The sequence below is a fragment of the Streptomyces sp. NBC_00483 genome (genome assembly GCF_036013745.1).
Taxonomy (GTDB): domain Bacteria; phylum Actinomycetota; class Actinomycetes; order Streptomycetales; family Streptomycetaceae; genus Streptomyces.
The window spans coordinates 6339679-6357350 of sequence record NZ_CP107880.1; the positions used below are offsets into that span (position 1 = coordinate 6339679).

The window sequence follows — 17672 nt, forward strand, 5'->3', positions numbered from 1 at the left end:
TTGATTGGCCCTGGGCGCCGCTGTCTCTCGCGCTAAGAGGGGCTTGATTGCGTCAGCCAGCCCCGCAGTGTCGCCCGCACCCCCGCCTGAAAGCGCGTCTGCGCGTTCAGCATCGTCATCAGGCGGGTGATGCGGCGGCGCACCGTGTGGACGTGGACGTCCAGGCGGCGGGCGATCGCCTCGTCCTTGAGGCCCGAGGCGAGGAGCGTCAGCAGCTCGCGGTCCTCGTCCGTGATCTCGTCGGGGGAGTCCGCGCCGATCGGCACCGCCCGCTCCCACACCGCGTCGAAGAGGGGGACGAGGGCGTGGCTCAGGAGGGAGTCGCTGACGACGAGTGCCGAGGCCGTCGGGTCCGCCGCGTCCGTCGGCGGGAGCAGGGTCACCCTGCGGTCCACCGTGAAGAGCTTCGTCGGCAGGTCCTTGCCCACCCGGATCTGAACGCCCTGCGTGGCAAGGTCGTTGAGGCCCCGGGCGCGCCCCGGGAAGGTGAGGCCCTCCCGGTCCACCACCACCCGCACCCGCGCCCCGCGCCGTACGGGGGCCGCCACGTCGAGCGGTGTCGGCATGCCGTCCGGCTGGCTCGAGGCGTACGGCGGGCGGTCGAGCAGCGCCACTTCCGTGGTGGCGGAGGCCAGCATCGCCGCGACGCGCTCCGCGATGGCCCGGCCGCCGCGCACCGTCTCGATGCCCATCGCCCGGACGTCCCCCGGCGTGGCGGTCAGTAACCCGGCCGCCAGCCGGTCCACCGCCCCCGTCAGGTCCTCCAACTCGGCCGAGCGGCGCAGCAGTTCCGCCTGGTGCCGGTGGATCAGGTTGCGCAGCGCCGTGGCGGGCGGCACCGCGAGCGGGAGGGCGGCGCCGCGCGGCGACGGCAGCGTGCAGCCGCGCTCGGCGAGGTGGTCGAGGGCGTCCGCGACGCGGCGCGCGGGCAGCCCGGTCGCGCGGGCGAGCGCCGCCCGCGAGGCGAAGTCGGCGGCGCCGAGCAGCGCTTCGTAGACCCTCAGTTCGCTCTCGCCGAGGCCGAGGGCCTGCCACTGCGCGTCGTCGTGCCCAGCCGATGTCACCAGGGGATTTTCGGTTGATCCGTGCAGGCCACACAAGTGGGCACGTACACAAGTCGGCACCTGGAACGCATTGTTCGCACACCCGCTCCGGTACTTGCATGGCCGCATCCGATATCCGTTCACGCGTCAGTGACACCGGAGGGGCACCGTGCGGAGTGCAGCACGCAGGAGATCAGGCAGAGCAGGCAGACCCGGCAACAGGTCAGGGCAGAGGAGCGGCGGCATATCCGTCGGTCAGGGCGTCGCGGCGCTGCTCGCCGTCGCCGGACTGCTGGTGATCGGGGTGCCGGCCGCCCAGGCGGCCACCGCCGCCGCGGCCGACGACACGTCCGTGGTGGCGGGGACCGACACGGACACCCCGGCCCTCGTGACCGACCTGAACGAGCAGGCCACCGCCACCGGCAGCGCCGCCGACGCCGCGCGCGGTCACCTCAAGGCGAAGAAGAGCCGGTACCACATCGCGGACACGTCCTCGAAGGATCTGACGACCGTCAGCACGCGGAGCGAGGGCGGTCGGGAGACCGTTCGGCTCCAGCAGAAGTACCAGGGCGTCACGGTGCTCGGCGGCGAGTACGTCGTCCGGATGGAGAAGAAGGGCGGCGAGCGGACCGTCACCGGTACCTCCGGCAAGTACTTCACCGAGCTGAAGCTCGCCACGGTCGACCCGAAGGTGTCCGAGAAGACCGCCGTCCAGCGCGCGATCGCCGCCGTCACCACGCAGCTCGGCGGCGGCACGCTGCGCGCCCCCGCCAAGGGCGACAAGGCCGGGGCGAAGAACCTCACCGGCAAGGCCACCGGCGTCACGATCCTCCCGCAGGGCTCCGGCGTGCTCACCCGGCACATCACCGTCACCGGCGTCAGCCCGGCCGACGGCTCGCCGGTCAAGCAGGAGGTCTACGTCGACGCCCGCTCCGGCTTCCCGTTGTTGCAGTACAGCGGCATCAAGACGTTCGGTGCCACGGGCACGGCGACCGGCGCCACCGACGAGGCGCCCACAGGCGGGGACGCGGCCACCACCGCCGCCGACCAGCTCGTCGTCAAGGGCACCGGCACCCGTTACAACGGCGAGAAGACCGAGGTGAACCTGTACAAGGACACCAAGGGCGTCTACCAGATGATCGACTACGGCAGGCGGGCCGCCGACTCCCCGTACGCGGGCCCCATGCTGTCGACCTACGACGCCCGCGGCCGCGAGGTCGCCTCCGCGTCCGGCGTCTGGCCCACCGGCATCAAGACGTTCCAGTCGGACACCCCCGAGCTCGGCGAGGACTTCACCAACTCCGGTGCGATCGACGCCCATTGGGCGGCCGGCAAGGTCTACGACTACTACAAGAACCACTTCGGCCGCGCCGGTCTCGACGGCAAGGACGGCTACATCTACTCCCTGGTCGGCGTGACGCAGAACGGCGGCCCGTACAACAACGCCTTCTGGGACGGCACCAAGATGGTGTACGGCCAGGGCGGTGGCGACTACCGCACGTTCTCCGCCGACACCGACGTCGTCGGCCACGAGATGACCCACGGCGTCGTCGAGCACACCGCGAACCTCGTCTACGCGGGCCAGTCCGGCGCCATGAACGAGGGCCTCGCCGACTACTTCGGCAACGCCATCGACCTTGAGGCCAACGGCCAGTCCATGGACGATCCGGACGCCGGTCTGCTCGGCGAGGACCTGTGCACCACGCTCGCCCCGCGCGACTGCGCGCTGCGCGATCTCAACGACGGCAAGACCACGTCGAAGGACTTCATCGGCGTCACCTACCGCGGTGACAACGGCGGCGTGCACCTCAACTCGACGATCTTCTCCGGCGCCCTGTGGGACATCCGCCAGGACCTCGGCGGCGACCTCGCCGACAAGATCGTCTACCGCGCCCTGTCCGCGTACATGACCCCGCTCGACGGCTTCACCGAGGGCCGCGCCGCGGTCGTCGCCGCCGCGCAGGAACTGGGCGTCACCAAGGCCCAGTTGAAGACGGTCAAGACCTCCTTCGACGCCCACGGCATCGTGCCCGGCTGGGAGAAGGCGCTCGGCGTCGACACGGACACGATCCTGTCCAAGGTCAACATCTACAACACCGGAGTCGGCGCGGGCGGCGGCAAGTACGCCGTCTCGAACTCCAACGAGGACGGCAGCGAGCCGTACTCGGTGTGGCTCGGCAACACCTCCGGCAAGGGCACACCCCAGCTGATGAGCGCCAACAACGGTGACTACAACGTCTACGCGGACACCGACGGCAAGACCGTGGTGTGGGCCGACTACAGCAGCACGGGCATCAGGATCATGGCCCGGCCGGTCAAGGGCGGTGTCGCGAAGCAGGTCGACGGCATCGGCAGCGACGTCTCCGGGCTCGTCGTGGACGGCGACTATGTCGCCTACACCGCGTTCAACCCGCAGTTCGGCGTCACGAACGTCCGGTACGTCAACATGAAGACCGGGGAGGCCGGCCTGGTCGACGGCGGCCGTCCCTACAACGTCTCGGGCCTGGCCTCCATCAAGGACGGCAAGATCGCCTACGCCAAGGTCGCCCCCGACGCGAGCGGCAACTACACGGTCGGCGTCGAGGTCTTCGACGGGGCGACCGGCGCCAAGACGACGATGCCCGTCACCGACGCCACCAAGACGGTGGGCATCGGCCAGACCGCGATCACCGACGACGGCGTGTTCTGGATCGAGGACAACGACGGCACCGACACCGGCCAGGCCGCGGTCCGCCGCGCGGGCCTCGACGGCAAGAACCCGCTCACCCTCACCCCGGAGTCCGGCACCGGCTCGCTCTACGCGTACTCGCTGACGGCCTCGGACGACGCGGTCAGCGTCACCACGCTGCCGCCGGCCACGGACTGGGCCAACGACACGCTGCCGAAGCTGGTCCAGGTGTCCCCCGACGGCAAGGGCGGCGCGCAGCGCGTCTCCTGCAACCGCGGCGACCAGGCGTACGCCGCCGCCGACGAGGGGCAGCGCGTGCTGTGGCTCGACGGCACCACCGGCTACACGAATCTCGTGAAGCGGGACAGGCCGGCCGGCAAGTGCTGACCGGACCCACCTGAACGAGGCGGCGGCCGGACTCCCGGAGGGGGGAAGCCCGGCCGCCGTCTGCTCGTCTGCTTGTCTGTTCGTCTGTTCTTGAGGACTCAGCCGTTGGCGAGTGCCACGACGCGGTCGAGCGCGCCGTTGAACTTGTTGTGGTCGCCGACCGTCGGACCGGTCGACGTGTACTGCCACATGGTCTGGTAGCCCCAGCCGGCCGGCAGCGTGCCGACGGTGGAGGCGTAGCGGGCGATCCACAGCGGGTTGTTGGCGGCGAAGCCGCTGTAGTTGCCCGTGCACTGGGTCCACCAGCTGGTCGCCGTGTAGATGACGGCGTTGCGTCCCGTGCGGGCCTTGTACTGGTTCAGGAAGTCCCGGATCCAGGTCACCATGCCGCTCTGCGTCTTCCCGAAGCAGGCGGCGCCGTACGGGTTCCACTCGATGTCGAGCGCGCCCGGCAGCGTCTTGCCGTCCTTGGACCAGCCGCCCCCGTGGTCCACGAAGTAGTTGGCCTGGGCAGCGCCGCCCGAGCCGTCGGGCGTCGCGAAGTGGTACGCGCCGCGGACCATGCCCACGTTGTACGCGCCGTTGTACTGCTGCGCGAAGTACGGGTTCGTGTAGGACGTGCCCTCGGTGGCCTTGGTGTAGGCCCAGCGCACGCCGCTGTTCCAGAGCGTCGACCAGGCCACGTTGCCCTGGTGACTGGAGACGTCGACGCCCTCGGTCTGCGTGGCGGCGACGCCGTTGGTGGGCGGCAGGGAACCGACGCCGTCGTGTTCGGCGACCCCCATGCCCATGTGGGCCTCGCCGCGCGCGGGGACGTCGGCGGCCTGCGCCGCGCCCGGCAGGGCAAGGAGAAGGGAGAGCGCCGCGAGCAGGGTGCCGGCGATTCCGAGGCGGGTGCTGCTGCGTCTGCGGCGGGTGATGACAGGTCTGTGCACGGGCATGAGCGGCCTCCGAGTACGACGTGGGGTGACGTGCGGTGGCGCCGGTGCGCTTGATGGTGTGTGCATGCCATGACTGGCAGCGGTGAAAACGCTACGCACGTAGACCCGCGGTGGGAAGAGGGGTCGGTGTGTGCCGTTGGTCTACTCCTGCGAAATACTGGTGGAACTGCGGTGATGACCGTGGTGGGCGAAAACTTTCAGAGGTGCTGACGTGGGCGAAGACGGAAACGGCGGGCGGCGGAGCGCGGAAACCGAACCGCGACCCGCTGCCGCGCCGACGGCTGTGGACGGCGAGTTCCTCGCCCTGGAACGCGAGTTGACCGTCTTCCTGCGCCGGGCCCGGGCCAATTCCGGCGAGATGGCCCGCGAGGTCCACCCCGACCTGGAGCCGGCCGCGTACGGGCTGCTTGTGCGCCTGGAGGAGTGCGGGGCGCAGCGGGCCACCGAGCTCGCCGGGTACATCGGCGTCGGCAAGGCGACGATGAGCCGCCAGCTGCGGGCCCTGGAGGAACTCGGTTTCCTCGACCGCGAGCCGGATCCCGCGGACGGGCGGGCGTGGCTGGTCTCGCTCACCGAGCTCGGGCGCGAGCACTTTGGGCGTGTACGGGATGCGCGGCGCATGCGGTACGTGCGGCAGTTGGACGGGTGGGATCGGCGTGAGGTCGCGGAGTTGGCGAGGTTGTTGCACCAGTTGAATGCCGGGGCCGAATAGTTTTGCGGGACCGGCGTTGCGGTTGCGGGGCTCTGCCCCGGACCCCGCGCCTCAATCGCCGGCGGGGCTTGAATGTAGCTCCACGTACGCCACCGTCGCGTCGTCATGGGTCTTGCTGCGGCGCAGAAACGTGCGGGTCTCCGCGTCCGCGTCCTCCAGGGCACGGACCCGCGACACCACCGCCTCCGCGCCCTCCTTGCGTACGAGGGTGAACAGGTCCGTCCAGTCGCCCTCGTGGAACTTCTCCACCCAGCGCGTCACGCCGTCCGTCATCGCGGCGAGCGCCCGCACCCCGGACCGGGGAAGCGTGCCGGTCACCGCGCGCCGCGCCACCGACGGATCCGCGGCGGCCGTGAAGAAGCCGCCCTCCTTGTTGCGCACCGTGGCATCGGCCACCTCGTTCGAGACGAGGTTGGCGCGTGGGACCCGGTCGAGGCGCTCGTCGAGCAGCGGCGTGACCGTGCCGTCGGGGGCCTCGACGAGCAACGCCGAGTCGGAGAGCACCAGATGCTCCACCTGCTCCGCGTCCCAGCGGGCGAGTACGACGGTCGCCTGCGGAGTGCGCGGGTGAGAAAGGTCACAGGTGTCCCGATGGGCGTCAGCGGTGCGGGCGATCGCCGCGCCGAGCACGTCGGTCAGGCTCAGATCGCGCCGCGAAACGGACAGTTCGGCCAGCGCGCCGCCGAGGTGGGCGGCGAACCACGGGACGGAGTGCCGGCAGCCGACGTCGGCCGCCGGGGGAGTGACCCCGTCGAGGACGACGAGTGATCCACCGTGCCCTGCGGCCGGTGCGGCCATCGATACGTAGTCCTCGTTCGGTCGCTCGGCGGCGCCCGGCTCGGTGGTCAGTTCGATGCGCATGCGGTCAGTCTGCATGAGGCACCCTCACGGAGCGGTGCCACGGCGCGAGTTGGGCCGAGCCGTTCCGTAGGGATTCCGTGCAGATCCCGCAGCGGCCCGGAGGAGCCCCTGAGCGCCGGGTTTGCGCGGAATGATCACTTCCGTCGGGGGTGTGGCGGGGCATCCTGCCAAAGGCCGCCGAAGACGTCCAACCCGCGCGCGGTTGACGGAGGGTGATCGTGACACGGGAACTTGCTCCCCAACTCCCGCTCGATGTTCACTCCTTCGGGTGGCGGGCGAGGTGATGGGCGCCCCCTGCTCACCGGCACTGGAAGGGTCGGGGGCCAGGCCAGGAGGGTCACGAGTGTTGACGCAGCGTCACCCGGACCCATGGGGTAGGACGAGTCAGGAATGCGAGCATCAGTGGGGAACACCTCCGGCGGTAATGGGGCCAGTGGGCTGGGTGTGTCGGGTGATGTCGACCCAGGCCAGGCGCCCGAGGTGAGCCGCACGGGTTCCGGCCGGGGCAAGCGTGCCCGGGTCCGCAACCGCTTGATCGTGGCGGTGGCCGTGGTCGCCGCGGCCGTCGTCGGCGCCGGGGCACCGGTGCTCGTCGGCGCCTCCGACCGCGTAAGCGAATCGCAGACCCTCGTCGACGACGCCCAGCAGACACAGCGCTCGCTCGCCCTGTCGCACGCGCTCGCGGACGAGCGGGACGAGGTCACCCGCTTCATCGCCGCCGGCCGGTCCAAGGGGCAGGGCCTGAGCGAGGAGCGCGGGGCCCGCGTCGACCGGCAGGTCGACGAGCTGCGCGTGGACGCGCCGACCGCGCTGCGCCGCACCCTCGACGACGTCGCCGCCGTGCGCCGCTCCGCCCTCACCGGCAAGGGCTCCGCCCTGGAGGCGCACACCGCGTACTCGCGCTCCATCGGTGAACTGCACGCGCGCGCCGAGGATCTGGCCGAGCGCATACCCGTGCGCGCGGGCTCCGGGGCCTACGCCCTCGCGGACCTGGACCGCGCCGTCGAGCAGGCGTCCGCCGCGCGCGGCCTGCTGCTCGCCGCGCTCACCGTGCCGCGCACCACGACCACGGAGGTCGACCCGGCGACCGGCCTGCGCGAGGCGGTCGTCGGCGAGTCCTCCGCCGCCCGCGGCCAGCGCGACGCCCTGAGCGCCGCCGGCCAGCGGGCCAGGGTCCGTGAGCAGGCCGCGCTCGAGGACTTCCACGACTCGGGGACGACCGCGGCGGTCACCGCGTACGACTCCACCGTCACGGGCCCGGACGCCACGCGCGCCGAGGCGTATCTGAAGAACCTCGCCGACGCCCCGACGCTGAGCGCGAGCGAGCTCCGCTACGACGAGAAGAGCGTCGACGCCGCCCTCACCGCCCGCATCGACCTCATGCGGGGCGCGGAGGCCGCGCTCGGGGACCAGCGGGTCAAGCGCCTGGAGCAGCTGCGCGACGACGACGTGACGGCGCTCGAGATCCGGATCGCGCTCGTCGGTGTCTGTCTGCTCGCCGCCGTCGGCGTGGCCATGGGGACGGCCCGCTCGCTGACCCGGCCGCTCGCCGCGCTGCGGATCGGCTCCGCGCGCGTCGCGGGCGACCCCGCAGCCGAGGACCCGGTCAAGTTCACCGGCCGCAACGACGAGTTCGCCCAGGTCGTCGACTCGATCAACGCCCTGCATGCGCACGCCGTGGGGCTGCACGGGCGCATCGGCACCCTGGAGTCCGACCGCAAGCACCTCGTCGGCGAGCGCCAGCGGATGGCGGACGACCGGGACCGGCTGCGCGGCGAACTCGCCGACACCGCCCGGAAGCTGGACCGGGTCAAGCACTCGATCCACGGGACGTTCGTCAATCTGGCGCTGCGCACCCTCGGGCTCGTCGAGCGGCAACTGGGCATCATCGAGGGCCTGGAGGAGCGCGAGCAGGACCCGGACCGGCTCGCCACGCTCTACAAGCTCGACCACTCCGCCACCGTCATGCGGCGGCACAGCGAGAACCTCCTGGTCCTCGCGGGCACCGAGCGCGGACCGCAGCACGGCGGCTCCGTGGCCCTCGTCGACATGGTGCGCGCCGCCGTCTCCGAGATCGAGCGCTACGAGCGGGTGCGCATCGCCGCGCTGCCGCCGCACGCACACCTCGCCGGGTTCGCCGCAGACGACCTCAGCCACCTCATCGCCGAACTCCTGGAGAACGCCACGTCGTTCTCGCCGCCGGACGCCTCCGTCGAGGTCTCCGGCTGGCTCCTGGAGAGCGGCTCGGTCATGCTCTCCGTCCAGGACGAGGGCATAGGGATGACCGAGGAGCGGATGCGCGAGCTGAACACGCGGCTCTCGTCCTTCACCGCCGAGGAGGCGCACGACCCCGAGGACGTCGACGGGTTCGGGCTCGGCCTCTACGTCGTCGCGCGGCTCGCCGTGCGGCACGGGGTGCGCGTGCGGCTGCGCGAGCAGAAGCAGGGCGGGGTGGCGGCGGTCGCCGTGCTGCCCGCCTCGCTCTTCGCCGCCGCGCCCGCCGCGTCGGTGCCGCCCGCCGTCCTGGTGCCCGGCGCCGCGCCCGCGGTCCGTCTCGCGGGTTCCGAGGCGGAGGCCAACTCCAATGAGCTGTACGGCCGTACGGAGCCGGAGCACGTGCTTCCGGCGTACGGTGACCCGCTGATCGAGGCGGCCGAGCAGGCCGTGCGCGAGTCCACCGATTCGCTCGACTCGACCGACTCCACGGATTCCGTCGATTCGGTCGAGCCGCCCGTGGAGATCCCTGCGGAGACCCCCGCGGAGACGACCATGGCGCTGAGCACGCCGGTCCCGCCGGAGCCGACCCCCGAGCCCGAAGCGGAGCGGGCCCCGGAGCCCGAGCCGGCCCCCGAGCCCGTCGCCGAGGTGCCGCACCCGCGCGCGCCGCATGACGAGCACGGTGAGTACGACGAGCACGACAGGCCCGCCGGACACCCCGAGCTGCTCGACCAACAGCTCGTACCGGAGTCCGCACCGGAGCCCGCGCCCGAGCCCGCCCCGGAGCCCGAACCGGCCGAGCGCGTCACCGCCAAGGGCCTGCCCAAGCGCACGCCGAAGGTGGCCGCCCCCGCCTCCGCCCCGAAGCCGCGCACCGGCTCCGTGGACGCGGAAGCGCTGCGCCGCAAGCTCGGCGGGTTCCACCGCGGCGCCACCGCAGGGCGTCGTGACGTGACGGCGGAGTTCGCCGAGAACCCTGGACGTAGAAGTGAAAATGAGGGGGACACAGCCGAGGAGGCAAGCAGTTGACTGCGCCCACCCCTGCACTCAACGGACTAAAGGGAATGAACGGTCTCAGTAGCGAGGCACGCAATCTTCACTGGCTGCTGACCGACCTGGTCGGGGAGGTGCCAGGACTGCAGTCCGTCGCGGTCGTCTCGTCCGACGGGTTGCTCCTGCTCTCCTCCGACCCGGGTCGGCACGACGCGGCCCCGGCGACGGACCCGAGCACGGGCCCCAAAGGGTCGAGCGCCGACCTGGCGGCCATCGTGGCCGGGCTGGGTTCGCTGACCATCGGCGCCGCCAAGCTGATGGACGGCGGAGGCATCAAGCAGACGATGGTCGCGATGGACGAGGGAAGCCTCTTCGTCATGTCGATCAGCGACGGCTCGCTGCTCGGCGTGCACGCCGCCGCGGACTGCGACATGGGTGTCATCGCGTACCACATGGCGCTCTTCGTCGGCCGTGCCGGGCACGTCCTGACGCCCGAACTCCGCAGCGAGCTGCGCCAGTCGATGGAGGCCACCCGATGACCCCCGGCACTTCAGGCAGTGCACACAGTACGAACGGCACGAGCAGGGCGTTCGGCGCGAGCAGGCTGCCCGTGCGCGGTGGGGACCGCAGGCCCGCCCGCGTGCGCCCCTACTCGCTGACCGGCGGCCGCACCCGCTTCGGCCATGTGCTGCTCGTGGAGACGTTCATCTCCAGCACGGCGGCGATCGAGGGTCCTGAGGACCGCCCCGAGCTGGGCAAGGGCGGGCTCGCCGGCGTCATGCCGGAGATGCGCGCCATCGTGGCGCTGTGCCGCCGCATGCGGACGGTCGCCGAGATCGCCGCGCTGCTGAAGATGCCGCTCGGTGTGGTGCGCGTGCTGCTCAGCGACCTCGCCGACCAGGGAAAGATCCGTGTATACGGAACAGGCCACGGACCCGGACAGCCGGACCGGGCGCTCCTCGAAAGGGTGTTGAGTGGACTCCGCCGCCTCTGAACTGCTCGGCGAACTGCCCATAGAAGAAGAGCAGTTGCAGGCCTGGCAGACAGACAAGACCCGGGCCCCCGTCGCCACGAAGATCATCGTGGCGGGCGGCTTCGGCGTCGGCAAGACGACCCTGGTGTCGGCCGTGTCCGAGATCCAGCCCCTCGAGACCGAGGCGCTGATGACCCGGGCGAGCGAGGAGACCGACGACCTCACCGCGACGCCGGGCAAGTCCACGACCACGGTCGCCATGGACTTCGGCCGCATCACGCTCGACGACGACCTGGTCCTGTACCTGTTCGGCACGCCGGGGCAGCAGCGGTTCTGGTTCATGTGGGACGACCTGGTGCGCGGCGCGATCGGCGCGGTCGTGCTCGCCGACACCCGCCGCCTGAAGGACTGCTTCCCGGCGCTCGACTACTTCGAGAGCTGCGGACTTCCCTACGTCGTGGCCGTCAACCACTTCGACGGTACGGCGGAGTTCGCGCCCGACGACGTACGGGAGGCGCTCACCGTGCCGCCGCACGTACCGGTGCTCATCATGGACGCGCGGCGCCGCATCGCGGCGATCGAGACGCTCCTGGCGCTGGTCGGCCACGCCCTGGACGCGACCCCCGAGTAGTCGCCCGGCACCGTGCCCGCATAGTGGTCAAGCCCCGCCCCCCACACATTAGTTACGGCAGTTAAGGCAGTCTCATATGTCGCGGAAGATACTCGTCGTGGGAGCCGGCCAGTCCGGCCTCCAGCTCGCCCTCGGCCTGCAGACCCAGGGGTTCGAGGTCACCCTGATGTCCAACCGCACCGCCGACGAGATCCGTTCCGGGCGGGTCATGTCGACGCAGTGCATGTTCCACACGGCGCTCCAGCACGAGCGTGACCTCCAGCTCAACTTCTGGGAGTCGCAGGCCCCGAGGATCGAGGGCCTCGGCGTCTCGGTGGCGGCCCCTGGCTCGCACGACCCGGGTCCGACGCAGCGCGCCATCGACTGGGTGGGCCGGCTCGACGGCTTCGCGCAGTCCGTCGACCAGCGCGTGAAGATGGCCGGTTGGATGGAGACGTTCGCGCAGCGCGGCGGGCAGCTCGTCATCCACGGCGCGGCGGTCTCCGACCTCGACTACTTCTCGCGCACGTACGACCTGGTGCTGGTCTCGGCGGGCAAGGGCGAGCTGGTCTCGATGTTCGGCCGGGACGCGTCGCGGTCCCCGTACACCGAGCCGCAGCGGGCCCTCGCCGTCGCCTACGTCCACGGGATGGGCGTCCGCCCCGAGCACCCGGAGTTCGACGCGGTGCGCTGCAATCTGGTGCCCGGCGTCGGCGAACTCTTCGTGATGCCCACGCTCACCACCTCCGGCCGCGCGGACATCCTCTTCTGGGAGGGCATCCCCGGCGGCCCGCTCGATGCCTTCAAGGGCATCAAGGACCCCTCCGAGCACCTGGCGCTCACGCTGGAGCTGATGGAGAAGTTCACGCCGTGGGAGTACGCGCGCGCCACGAAGGTCGAACTGACGGATGCGAACGGTACGTTGGCGGGTCGCTACGCCCCGACGGTCCGCAACCCCATCGGTCGCCTGCCCTCGGGGGGTGCGGTGCTCGGCGTCGCGGACGTGGTCGTCGCGAACGACCCGATCACGGGCCAGGGCTCCAACTCGGCCTCCAAGTGCGCCGCGTCGTACCTCGCCTCCATCGTCGAGCACGGTGACAAGCCGTTCGACGAGGAGTGGATGCAGTCGGCGTTCGACCGGTACTGGGACACGGCGCAGCACGTCACGAAGTGGACGAACACGATGCTGCAGGCTCCGCCGGAGCACGTGCTCAACCTGATCGGTGCGGCCGGTCAGCTCCAGCCGGCCGCCGACCGCTTCGCGAACGGCTTCAACGACCCGTCCGACTTCGAGAACTTCTTCTACGACCCGGAGAAGACGGGGGCGTACCTGAACTCGCTGACGGGCGCGTAACCGCTCCGCGGGGCGGGGGATCGGTGCGGCGCCGTTCGCCGGGGCGGCGCGCTTCTGCGGTTTTCGAACTGGCGCAGCGCACCGATTGCGCCGGGCCTCGGCCGCCCGGTGCGGTGCCGGTACCCGGGCGGCCGAGGCCCCCGGAGGGGGCGGGTGGGTGGGAGGTGAGCAGGGAGGGCGGTGCCTGGCACGTATCGCCTGGCGCGTCGACCCCGGCAGGGCGCCGGTACCCGGCTCCGCGCAGCATGGCCCCGGTGCGGCCCACGGGCCCCGGGGCCGCGCGACGCCTACCCGCCCCCCGGCGCCCCCGCCGCCCCGTACCCCGTGTCGGCCCCGGCCTTCGCGCCCTCGGGCAGGGTCGGGGGACGGTAACCGGGCATCGGTGACGACCCCGGGTCCGGGCGGACCGCGCCGAGGAGGGGGTTCGCCGCGATGGGGGAGACCTTGACGCGGGCGCCGGGGCGCGGGGCTTGCACCACCATGCCGTCGCCCAGGTACATCGCCACGTGCGTGGCCTTGGGGAAGTAGATGACCAGGTCGCCGGGGCGCAGCTCCGACATGGGAACGCGCGGCAGCGAAGCCCACTGTTCCTGCGACGTCCGCGGAATCACCCGCCCCGCATGGGCCCACGCCTGCGACGTGAGGCCCGAGCAGTCGAAGGAGTCGGGCCCCTCCGCACCCCAGACGTACGGCTTGCCGATCTGGCGGACGGCGTAGGAGAGCGCCTCGTCGCCCGCCTTCGACGGCGCCCTGCCCGTCGAACTCAGCGCCCCGGACGCCATGAACGCCTGCTGCGCCCGCGTCGTCCCCTGCGCCTCCAGGCGCGCCACATCCGCGAGTTGATCGGCGGTGAGGGAGGCGAGCAGCTGCTCGACCTCCTTCAACCGGCCCTGTACCGCGTCCCGCTCCTTCTTCTGCCGCTCCGCGAGACGCAGCTGCTCGTCCAGCGCGCCCCTGGCCTTCGTCGCCAGAGTGTCGGCCTTCTTCTCCCGGCCCGTGAGCCGCTCGACGGTGGCCTGCCGCTCCCGCGCGGCCCGCCGCATCACATGGCCCTCGTCGAGCGCCCGCTGGGGGTCGCGGGCGAGGAGGAGCCGCAGGTACGGGGAGAACTCGCTGTGTCCCTGGTACTGCTCGCGTGCGAGTCGCCCCGCGTCGGTCCGGCTGCTGTGCAGCGACGACCGCGCGTCGGCCAGCTTCTTCGCGAGGTCGTCCGCCGATTTGCGGCGCTCCTTGAGCGCCTCCTCCGTCGCGTTGTACGTCTCCGTGGCCGCCTCGGCGTCCTGGTACAGGCGCTGGAGATCCGAGAGGAGGTCGGCGACGGAGCGCGTCCCGCCGGGCCCGGGGCGTGGCTCGGGACCGGGTGCCGCGCTCGCGGGCAGCGGCGTGAGCAGCGCTCCCGTGACGGCCACCGTGCACACCCACCGCACCAGCCTGCCTGACACCTGATCACCTCCGGTGCGGGGCAACCCCTGTGCCCCACACCGTGAACATGAACAGAAGGGCGGGCCGCCCACCCGTCGGGCTGCTCGCTTCGGCGCAACACCGCCACCCGTCCGGTGCCCTCCCGGCGAGCCGCCTTTACGCCTGCGGCGACCGGTTCCTCGACCACGGCCACTTGAGCGTCCGCTCGACCTTCCCGTCCGGCACGAACACGTAACGCCACCTCGCCACGAGCCGCACCCGCTTCCCGCCGGCCACGGCCTCCCGCAGGTACACGAGCACGGTGTCCTGGCCCCCGTCGGCGTCCGGCACCGGCACCTTGTACACCTTGGGCGGATTCCCGGTGGCGGTCACGAACACGGGCAGCACCCGACCGTCGAGGGGCCCGCCGACAAAGGGGAAATCTTCGCTCTTCACACCACCAGTGTCACGCAGAGCGGAGCACGGCCGTCATACAGAGCGGCGCACGGCCGTCCCACAGCGCGGCTCACAGCAGATGCCCCGCATCGCTCACCACCGGCAGTATCCGCCGCGCCAGTTCCCCCACGGGGCCCTCCGGCGACTCCAGCGCGAGCGCGTACCGCACTACGTCCGCGGTCTGCGGGTCCCGGCCCGCCGTCGCCGTCAGGACCGCCATGAACTGGTCGACGAGCCCGTCGCGCAGCTCGTCAAGCGGCGGCTGCTTGTCCTCGTCGAGCCAGATCAGGGAGGCCGCCTCCACCGCCGTGATCCACATGCGGACGGTCATCCGCAGGCGCCGCCCCGGTTCGGCCTGGCCGAGGTGGCTGAGGACGTGCTCGGCCGCGGCCCGCCGCACCCCGTCCACGATCGCCGTCGTACGGGAGGTCTCCACCACGCTGCCGCCCTGGAGCAGCGCCGCGAACCCCATGTCGTGCTGGTCGACGAAGCCCAGATAGCGGTCGAGCGCGCGGGTCAGGCGCGCGGTGAGCGGGCCCTCCGGGGGCTCCGCGAAGCACTGCTCCAGATCGTCTGCCGCGGAGCGCAGCGCGGCCTCGTACAACTGCTGCTTGCCGCCCGGGAAGTAGCGGTAGACGAGCGGCCGGGACACCCCGGCGACCTCCGCCACGTCGTCGAGCGAGACCTCTTCCGGGGCCCGGTGCGCGAACAACGACAGCGCCGATTCGAGCAACTGCGCCCGCCGCACCTCGACGCTGAGCCGCTTATAGGCGGGCGTGCCGGTTGCCGAGGTCATGCTCCGAAGCGTAACCGGCACATCGAGCCCACCGGCTAGGCCAGAAGTCCCGAAGAGCGCCACATCTGCCGGCCGACGCCGCGCAGCACGCCGATGTCGTCGAGGAAGTCGGTCAGGCGCTTGGCCCCGGACTGCATGACCTCGCGGCGGTGGCCGCTGGCCTTGACCTGGGCCATGGCCTCCCTCTTGTCCAGGCCCACGTTCTCGTACACCTGAGGGTTGATGAACGCCACGGAGAAGACGCGGGCGAACTCACCCGAGGTGATCCGCGTGAACTCCTGCGACCAGCGCGGAGCCGTCACCATCTGGCGCCGCAACTCCTCGCGCGCGTACCGGACATGGCGTGCCTCCTCCACGACGTGGATGCGCGTCACGCCGCGGACCAGCGTCTGCACGCGCTCGTCGGGGAACGTCAGCCGCTGCATCCAGTCGAGGACCTCCTCGCCGAGCAGCGTCGCCGTGAACGAACCGGGTGTGGTGGAGATGGTCTTGAAGAGCCGGCCCAGGTTGTGGTGGACCGGCGCCACCGGGTACCAGGGCGTCTCGCCGCGCGAGATCAGCCGCGCGAACATCTTCGAGTGCCGGCACTCGTCCTCGATCTCGGTCAGCGCGTAGCGCACGTGCGCGCTCGTCGCCGCCTTGTCGTAGACGTGCCGCACGAGCAGCTGCATCAGGATCAGCTCGAACCAGATGCCGAGCGAGGCCAGCGCCGCCGCCTCGTGCTGGGAGAGGGCGATCCGCTGCTCCTCGCCCATCCGCTTCCACAGCGGGGTGCCGTACAGGGACACCAGCTCGGGCGGCCAGAACCACTTGCCCTCCTCGAAGGGCGCGTCCCAGTCCAGCTCCTTGTCCGGGTCGAAGGAGTGCTTGGCGGAAGAGTCGAGCAGCCGCTCGGCCACCTGCTCCCGGTCCTTGAGCAGACCGAGCGCGTCGCGCAGTCCCGCCAGCGCGTCGGCTTCCGTCATGGTCGTCATGGCTGTCCCACCTCGTCGTACGGGAGTTGATCGAGCGATCGCGGGTTACTGGCGGTCACGCCCGCCTCGGTTCTTATGAGACTGCGCGTCAGCAAGCCCGTCAATCCCTTGCGCAGGACTCCGCACGACTTGTTGACCCCGCGTCTACCACCGTGTGAGCCTGCCAGCATGGCGACGCATGAGCTGTACACCAAGGCCCCCAACGGGTCCAACTGGCAAGTACCGTCCGCCAGTTCGGCTCGCCTCAGCTGGGAATACGACGACGGGCGCGACCGGCTCCTCTCGCTCTACCAAAAGGGCAAGGACAAGCAGTGGGACGGCGCCAAGCGCATCGACTGGGACCTGGAGGTCGACCCGTACGACCCCCTCGGCACCCCTGACGACGCGCTGGCCCTCTACAACACGCCCTACTGGGCGAAGATGACCGACAAGGACAAGGCCGAGCTGCGCAAGCACTCCGCCTCCTGGCAGTTCAGCCAGTTCCTGCACGGTGAACAGGGTGCGATGGTGTGCGCCGCGCGGATCGTCGAGTCCGTGCCCGACCTCGACGCCAAGTTCTACTCGGCGACGCAGACCATGGACGAGGCGCGGCACGCGGAGATCTACGGCCGCTTCCTGCACGAGAAGCTCGGGATGCTCTACCCGATCAACGACAACCTGCAGTCCCTGCTCGGCGACACCCTGCGCGACTCCCGCTGGGACATGCCGTACCTGGGCATGCAGGTCCTCATCGAGGGCCTGGCGCTCGCCGCGTTCGGCCTGCTCCGCGACACCACCGACAAGCCGCTGCCCAAGCAGATCCTCGCGTACGTGATGCAGGACGAGGCCCGGCACGTGGCCTTCGGGCGGATGGCGCTGCGCGACTACTACAAGCAGCTCACCGACGCCGAACTGCGCGAGCGCGAGGACTTCGTCATCGAGGGCTGCTACCTGATGCGCGACCGGCTGCGCGGCATCGAGGTCCTGGAGAACTTCGGCATCCCCAAGGCCGACGCGGAGAAGTACACGGAGCAGTCCGAATTCCTGGCCATGTTCCGGCAGTTGCTGTTCTCGCGGATCGTCCCGTGCGTCAAGGACATCGGCCTGTGGGGCAAGCGCCTGCAACAGGCCTACGTCGACATGGGCGTCTTCGACATGGGCAACTCCAACCTCGACCAGCTCATGGCCCAGGACGAAGAAATCGCCGAACAACTCGATGCCCAACGCTTCGCGGCGGAGGAGCAGGAGCGGGTGGCGGAGGTGGAGGAGGCCGTGGAGGCGGGTAAGCCGACTTGATCAAGCCCCGG

15 protein-coding genes are annotated in these 17672 nt (G+C 71.1%); 8 read left to right on the plus strand and 7 right to left on the minus strand.

All coding sequences use genetic code 11. The annotated features are described in order from the left end of the window. Window positions 1–32: 32 nt before the first annotated feature. Complete coding sequence (locus OHA73_RS28570) at window positions 33–1064, minus strand: helix-turn-helix transcriptional regulator (RefSeq protein ID WP_267069255.1); 1032 nt, start codon at window positions 1062–1064, stop codon at window positions 33–35. Between the two features lie 148 nt (window positions 1065–1212). Between OHA73_RS28570 and OHA73_RS28575 the strand changes: the two genes are divergently transcribed. Beyond that, window positions 1213–4098 carry a M4 family metallopeptidase gene (locus OHA73_RS28575; RefSeq protein WP_327656465.1) on the plus strand — a complete coding sequence of 962 codons (2886 nt, stop codon included), beginning with the start codon at window positions 1213–1215 and terminating at the stop codon, window positions 4096–4098. Between the two features lie 98 nt (window positions 4099–4196). Here OHA73_RS28575 and OHA73_RS28580 read toward each other — a convergent pair whose 3' ends face one another. Beyond that, window positions 4197–5039 carry a lysozyme gene (locus OHA73_RS28580; RefSeq protein ID WP_327656466.1) on the minus strand — a complete coding sequence of 281 codons (843 nt, stop codon included), beginning with the start codon at window positions 5037–5039 and terminating at the stop codon, window positions 4197–4199. Between the two features lie 211 nt (window positions 5040–5250). Between OHA73_RS28580 and OHA73_RS28585 the strand changes: the two genes are divergently transcribed. Beyond that, window positions 5251–5751, plus strand: coding sequence for a MarR family winged helix-turn-helix transcriptional regulator (locus OHA73_RS28585; protein WP_371591021.1), 501 nt, complete (start codon window positions 5251–5253; stop codon window positions 5749–5751). Window positions 5752–5802: 51 nt separating this feature from the next. On the opposite strand, the gene OHA73_RS28590 is transcribed toward OHA73_RS28585, so the two are convergent. Further along, window positions 5803–6612, minus strand: coding sequence for a protein phosphatase 2C domain-containing protein (locus tag OHA73_RS28590; RefSeq protein WP_327656467.1), 810 nt, complete (start codon window positions 6610–6612; stop codon window positions 5803–5805). A 390-nt stretch (window positions 6613–7002) separates the two neighbouring features. Here OHA73_RS28590 and OHA73_RS28595 point away from each other — a divergent pair, with 390 nt between their 5' ends. The 5 genes from OHA73_RS28595 to OHA73_RS28615 all read left to right on the plus strand — a co-directional run bounded on the left by OHA73_RS28595 (window position 7003) and on the right by OHA73_RS28615 (window position 12759). Then, window positions 7003–9858, plus strand: coding sequence for a sensor histidine kinase (locus OHA73_RS28595; protein ID WP_327656468.1), 2856 nt, complete (start codon window positions 7003–7005; stop codon window positions 9856–9858). Window positions 9859–9893: 35 nt separating this feature from the next. Further along, complete coding sequence (locus tag OHA73_RS28600) at window positions 9894–10361, plus strand: roadblock/LC7 domain-containing protein (protein ID WP_267069250.1); 468 nt, start codon at window positions 9894–9896, stop codon at window positions 10359–10361. Continuing rightward, complete coding sequence (locus OHA73_RS28605) at window positions 10358–10816, plus strand: DUF742 domain-containing protein (protein ID WP_266714033.1); 459 nt, start codon at window positions 10358–10360, stop codon at window positions 10814–10816. The genes OHA73_RS28600 and OHA73_RS28605 overlap by 4 nt, the downstream gene beginning before the upstream one ends. Continuing rightward, complete coding sequence (locus OHA73_RS28610; protein WP_266714034.1) at window positions 10797–11426, plus strand: GTP-binding protein; 630 nt, start codon at window positions 10797–10799, stop codon at window positions 11424–11426. Before OHA73_RS28605 ends, OHA73_RS28610 begins: the two co-directional genes overlap by 20 nt. Window positions 11427–11502: 76 nt before the next feature. Then, entirely contained in the window at window positions 11503–12759 is a 1257-nt protein-coding gene (locus OHA73_RS28615; protein WP_327656469.1) for a styrene monooxygenase/indole monooxygenase family protein, read from the plus strand. 287 nt (window positions 12760–13046) lie between these two features. On the opposite strand, the gene OHA73_RS28620 is transcribed toward OHA73_RS28615, so the two are convergent. The 4 genes from OHA73_RS28620 to OHA73_RS28635 form a co-directional block, all read right to left on the minus strand. Continuing rightward, a complete protein-coding gene (locus OHA73_RS28620; protein ID WP_327656470.1) occupies window positions 13047–14201 on the minus strand; it encodes a C40 family peptidase in 1155 nt (384 codons plus the stop codon). Window positions 14202–14337: 136 nt separating this feature from the next. Further along, window positions 14338–14616 carry a hypothetical protein gene (locus OHA73_RS28625; RefSeq protein ID WP_266714040.1) on the minus strand — a complete coding sequence of 93 codons (279 nt, stop codon included), beginning with the start codon at window positions 14614–14616 and terminating at the stop codon, window positions 14338–14340. Window positions 14617–14686: 70 nt separating this feature from the next. Further along, the gene (locus OHA73_RS28630; protein WP_267069247.1) at window positions 14687–15412 is read right to left on the minus strand and encodes a TetR/AcrR family transcriptional regulator; all 726 of its coding nucleotides are present in this window, start codon (window positions 15410–15412) and stop codon (window positions 14687–14689) included. Window positions 15413–15447: 35 nt separating this feature from the next. After that, entirely contained in the window at window positions 15448–16386 is a 939-nt protein-coding gene (locus OHA73_RS28635) for an AurF N-oxygenase family protein (protein ID WP_267069246.1), read from the minus strand. Window positions 16387–16554: 168 nt separating this feature from the next. Here OHA73_RS28635 and OHA73_RS28640 point away from each other — a divergent pair, with 168 nt between their 5' ends. Beyond that, window positions 16555–17661, plus strand: coding sequence for a ferritin-like domain-containing protein (locus OHA73_RS28640; RefSeq protein WP_327656471.1), 1107 nt, complete (start codon window positions 16555–16557; stop codon window positions 17659–17661). Window positions 17662–17672 lie beyond the last annotated feature (11 nt).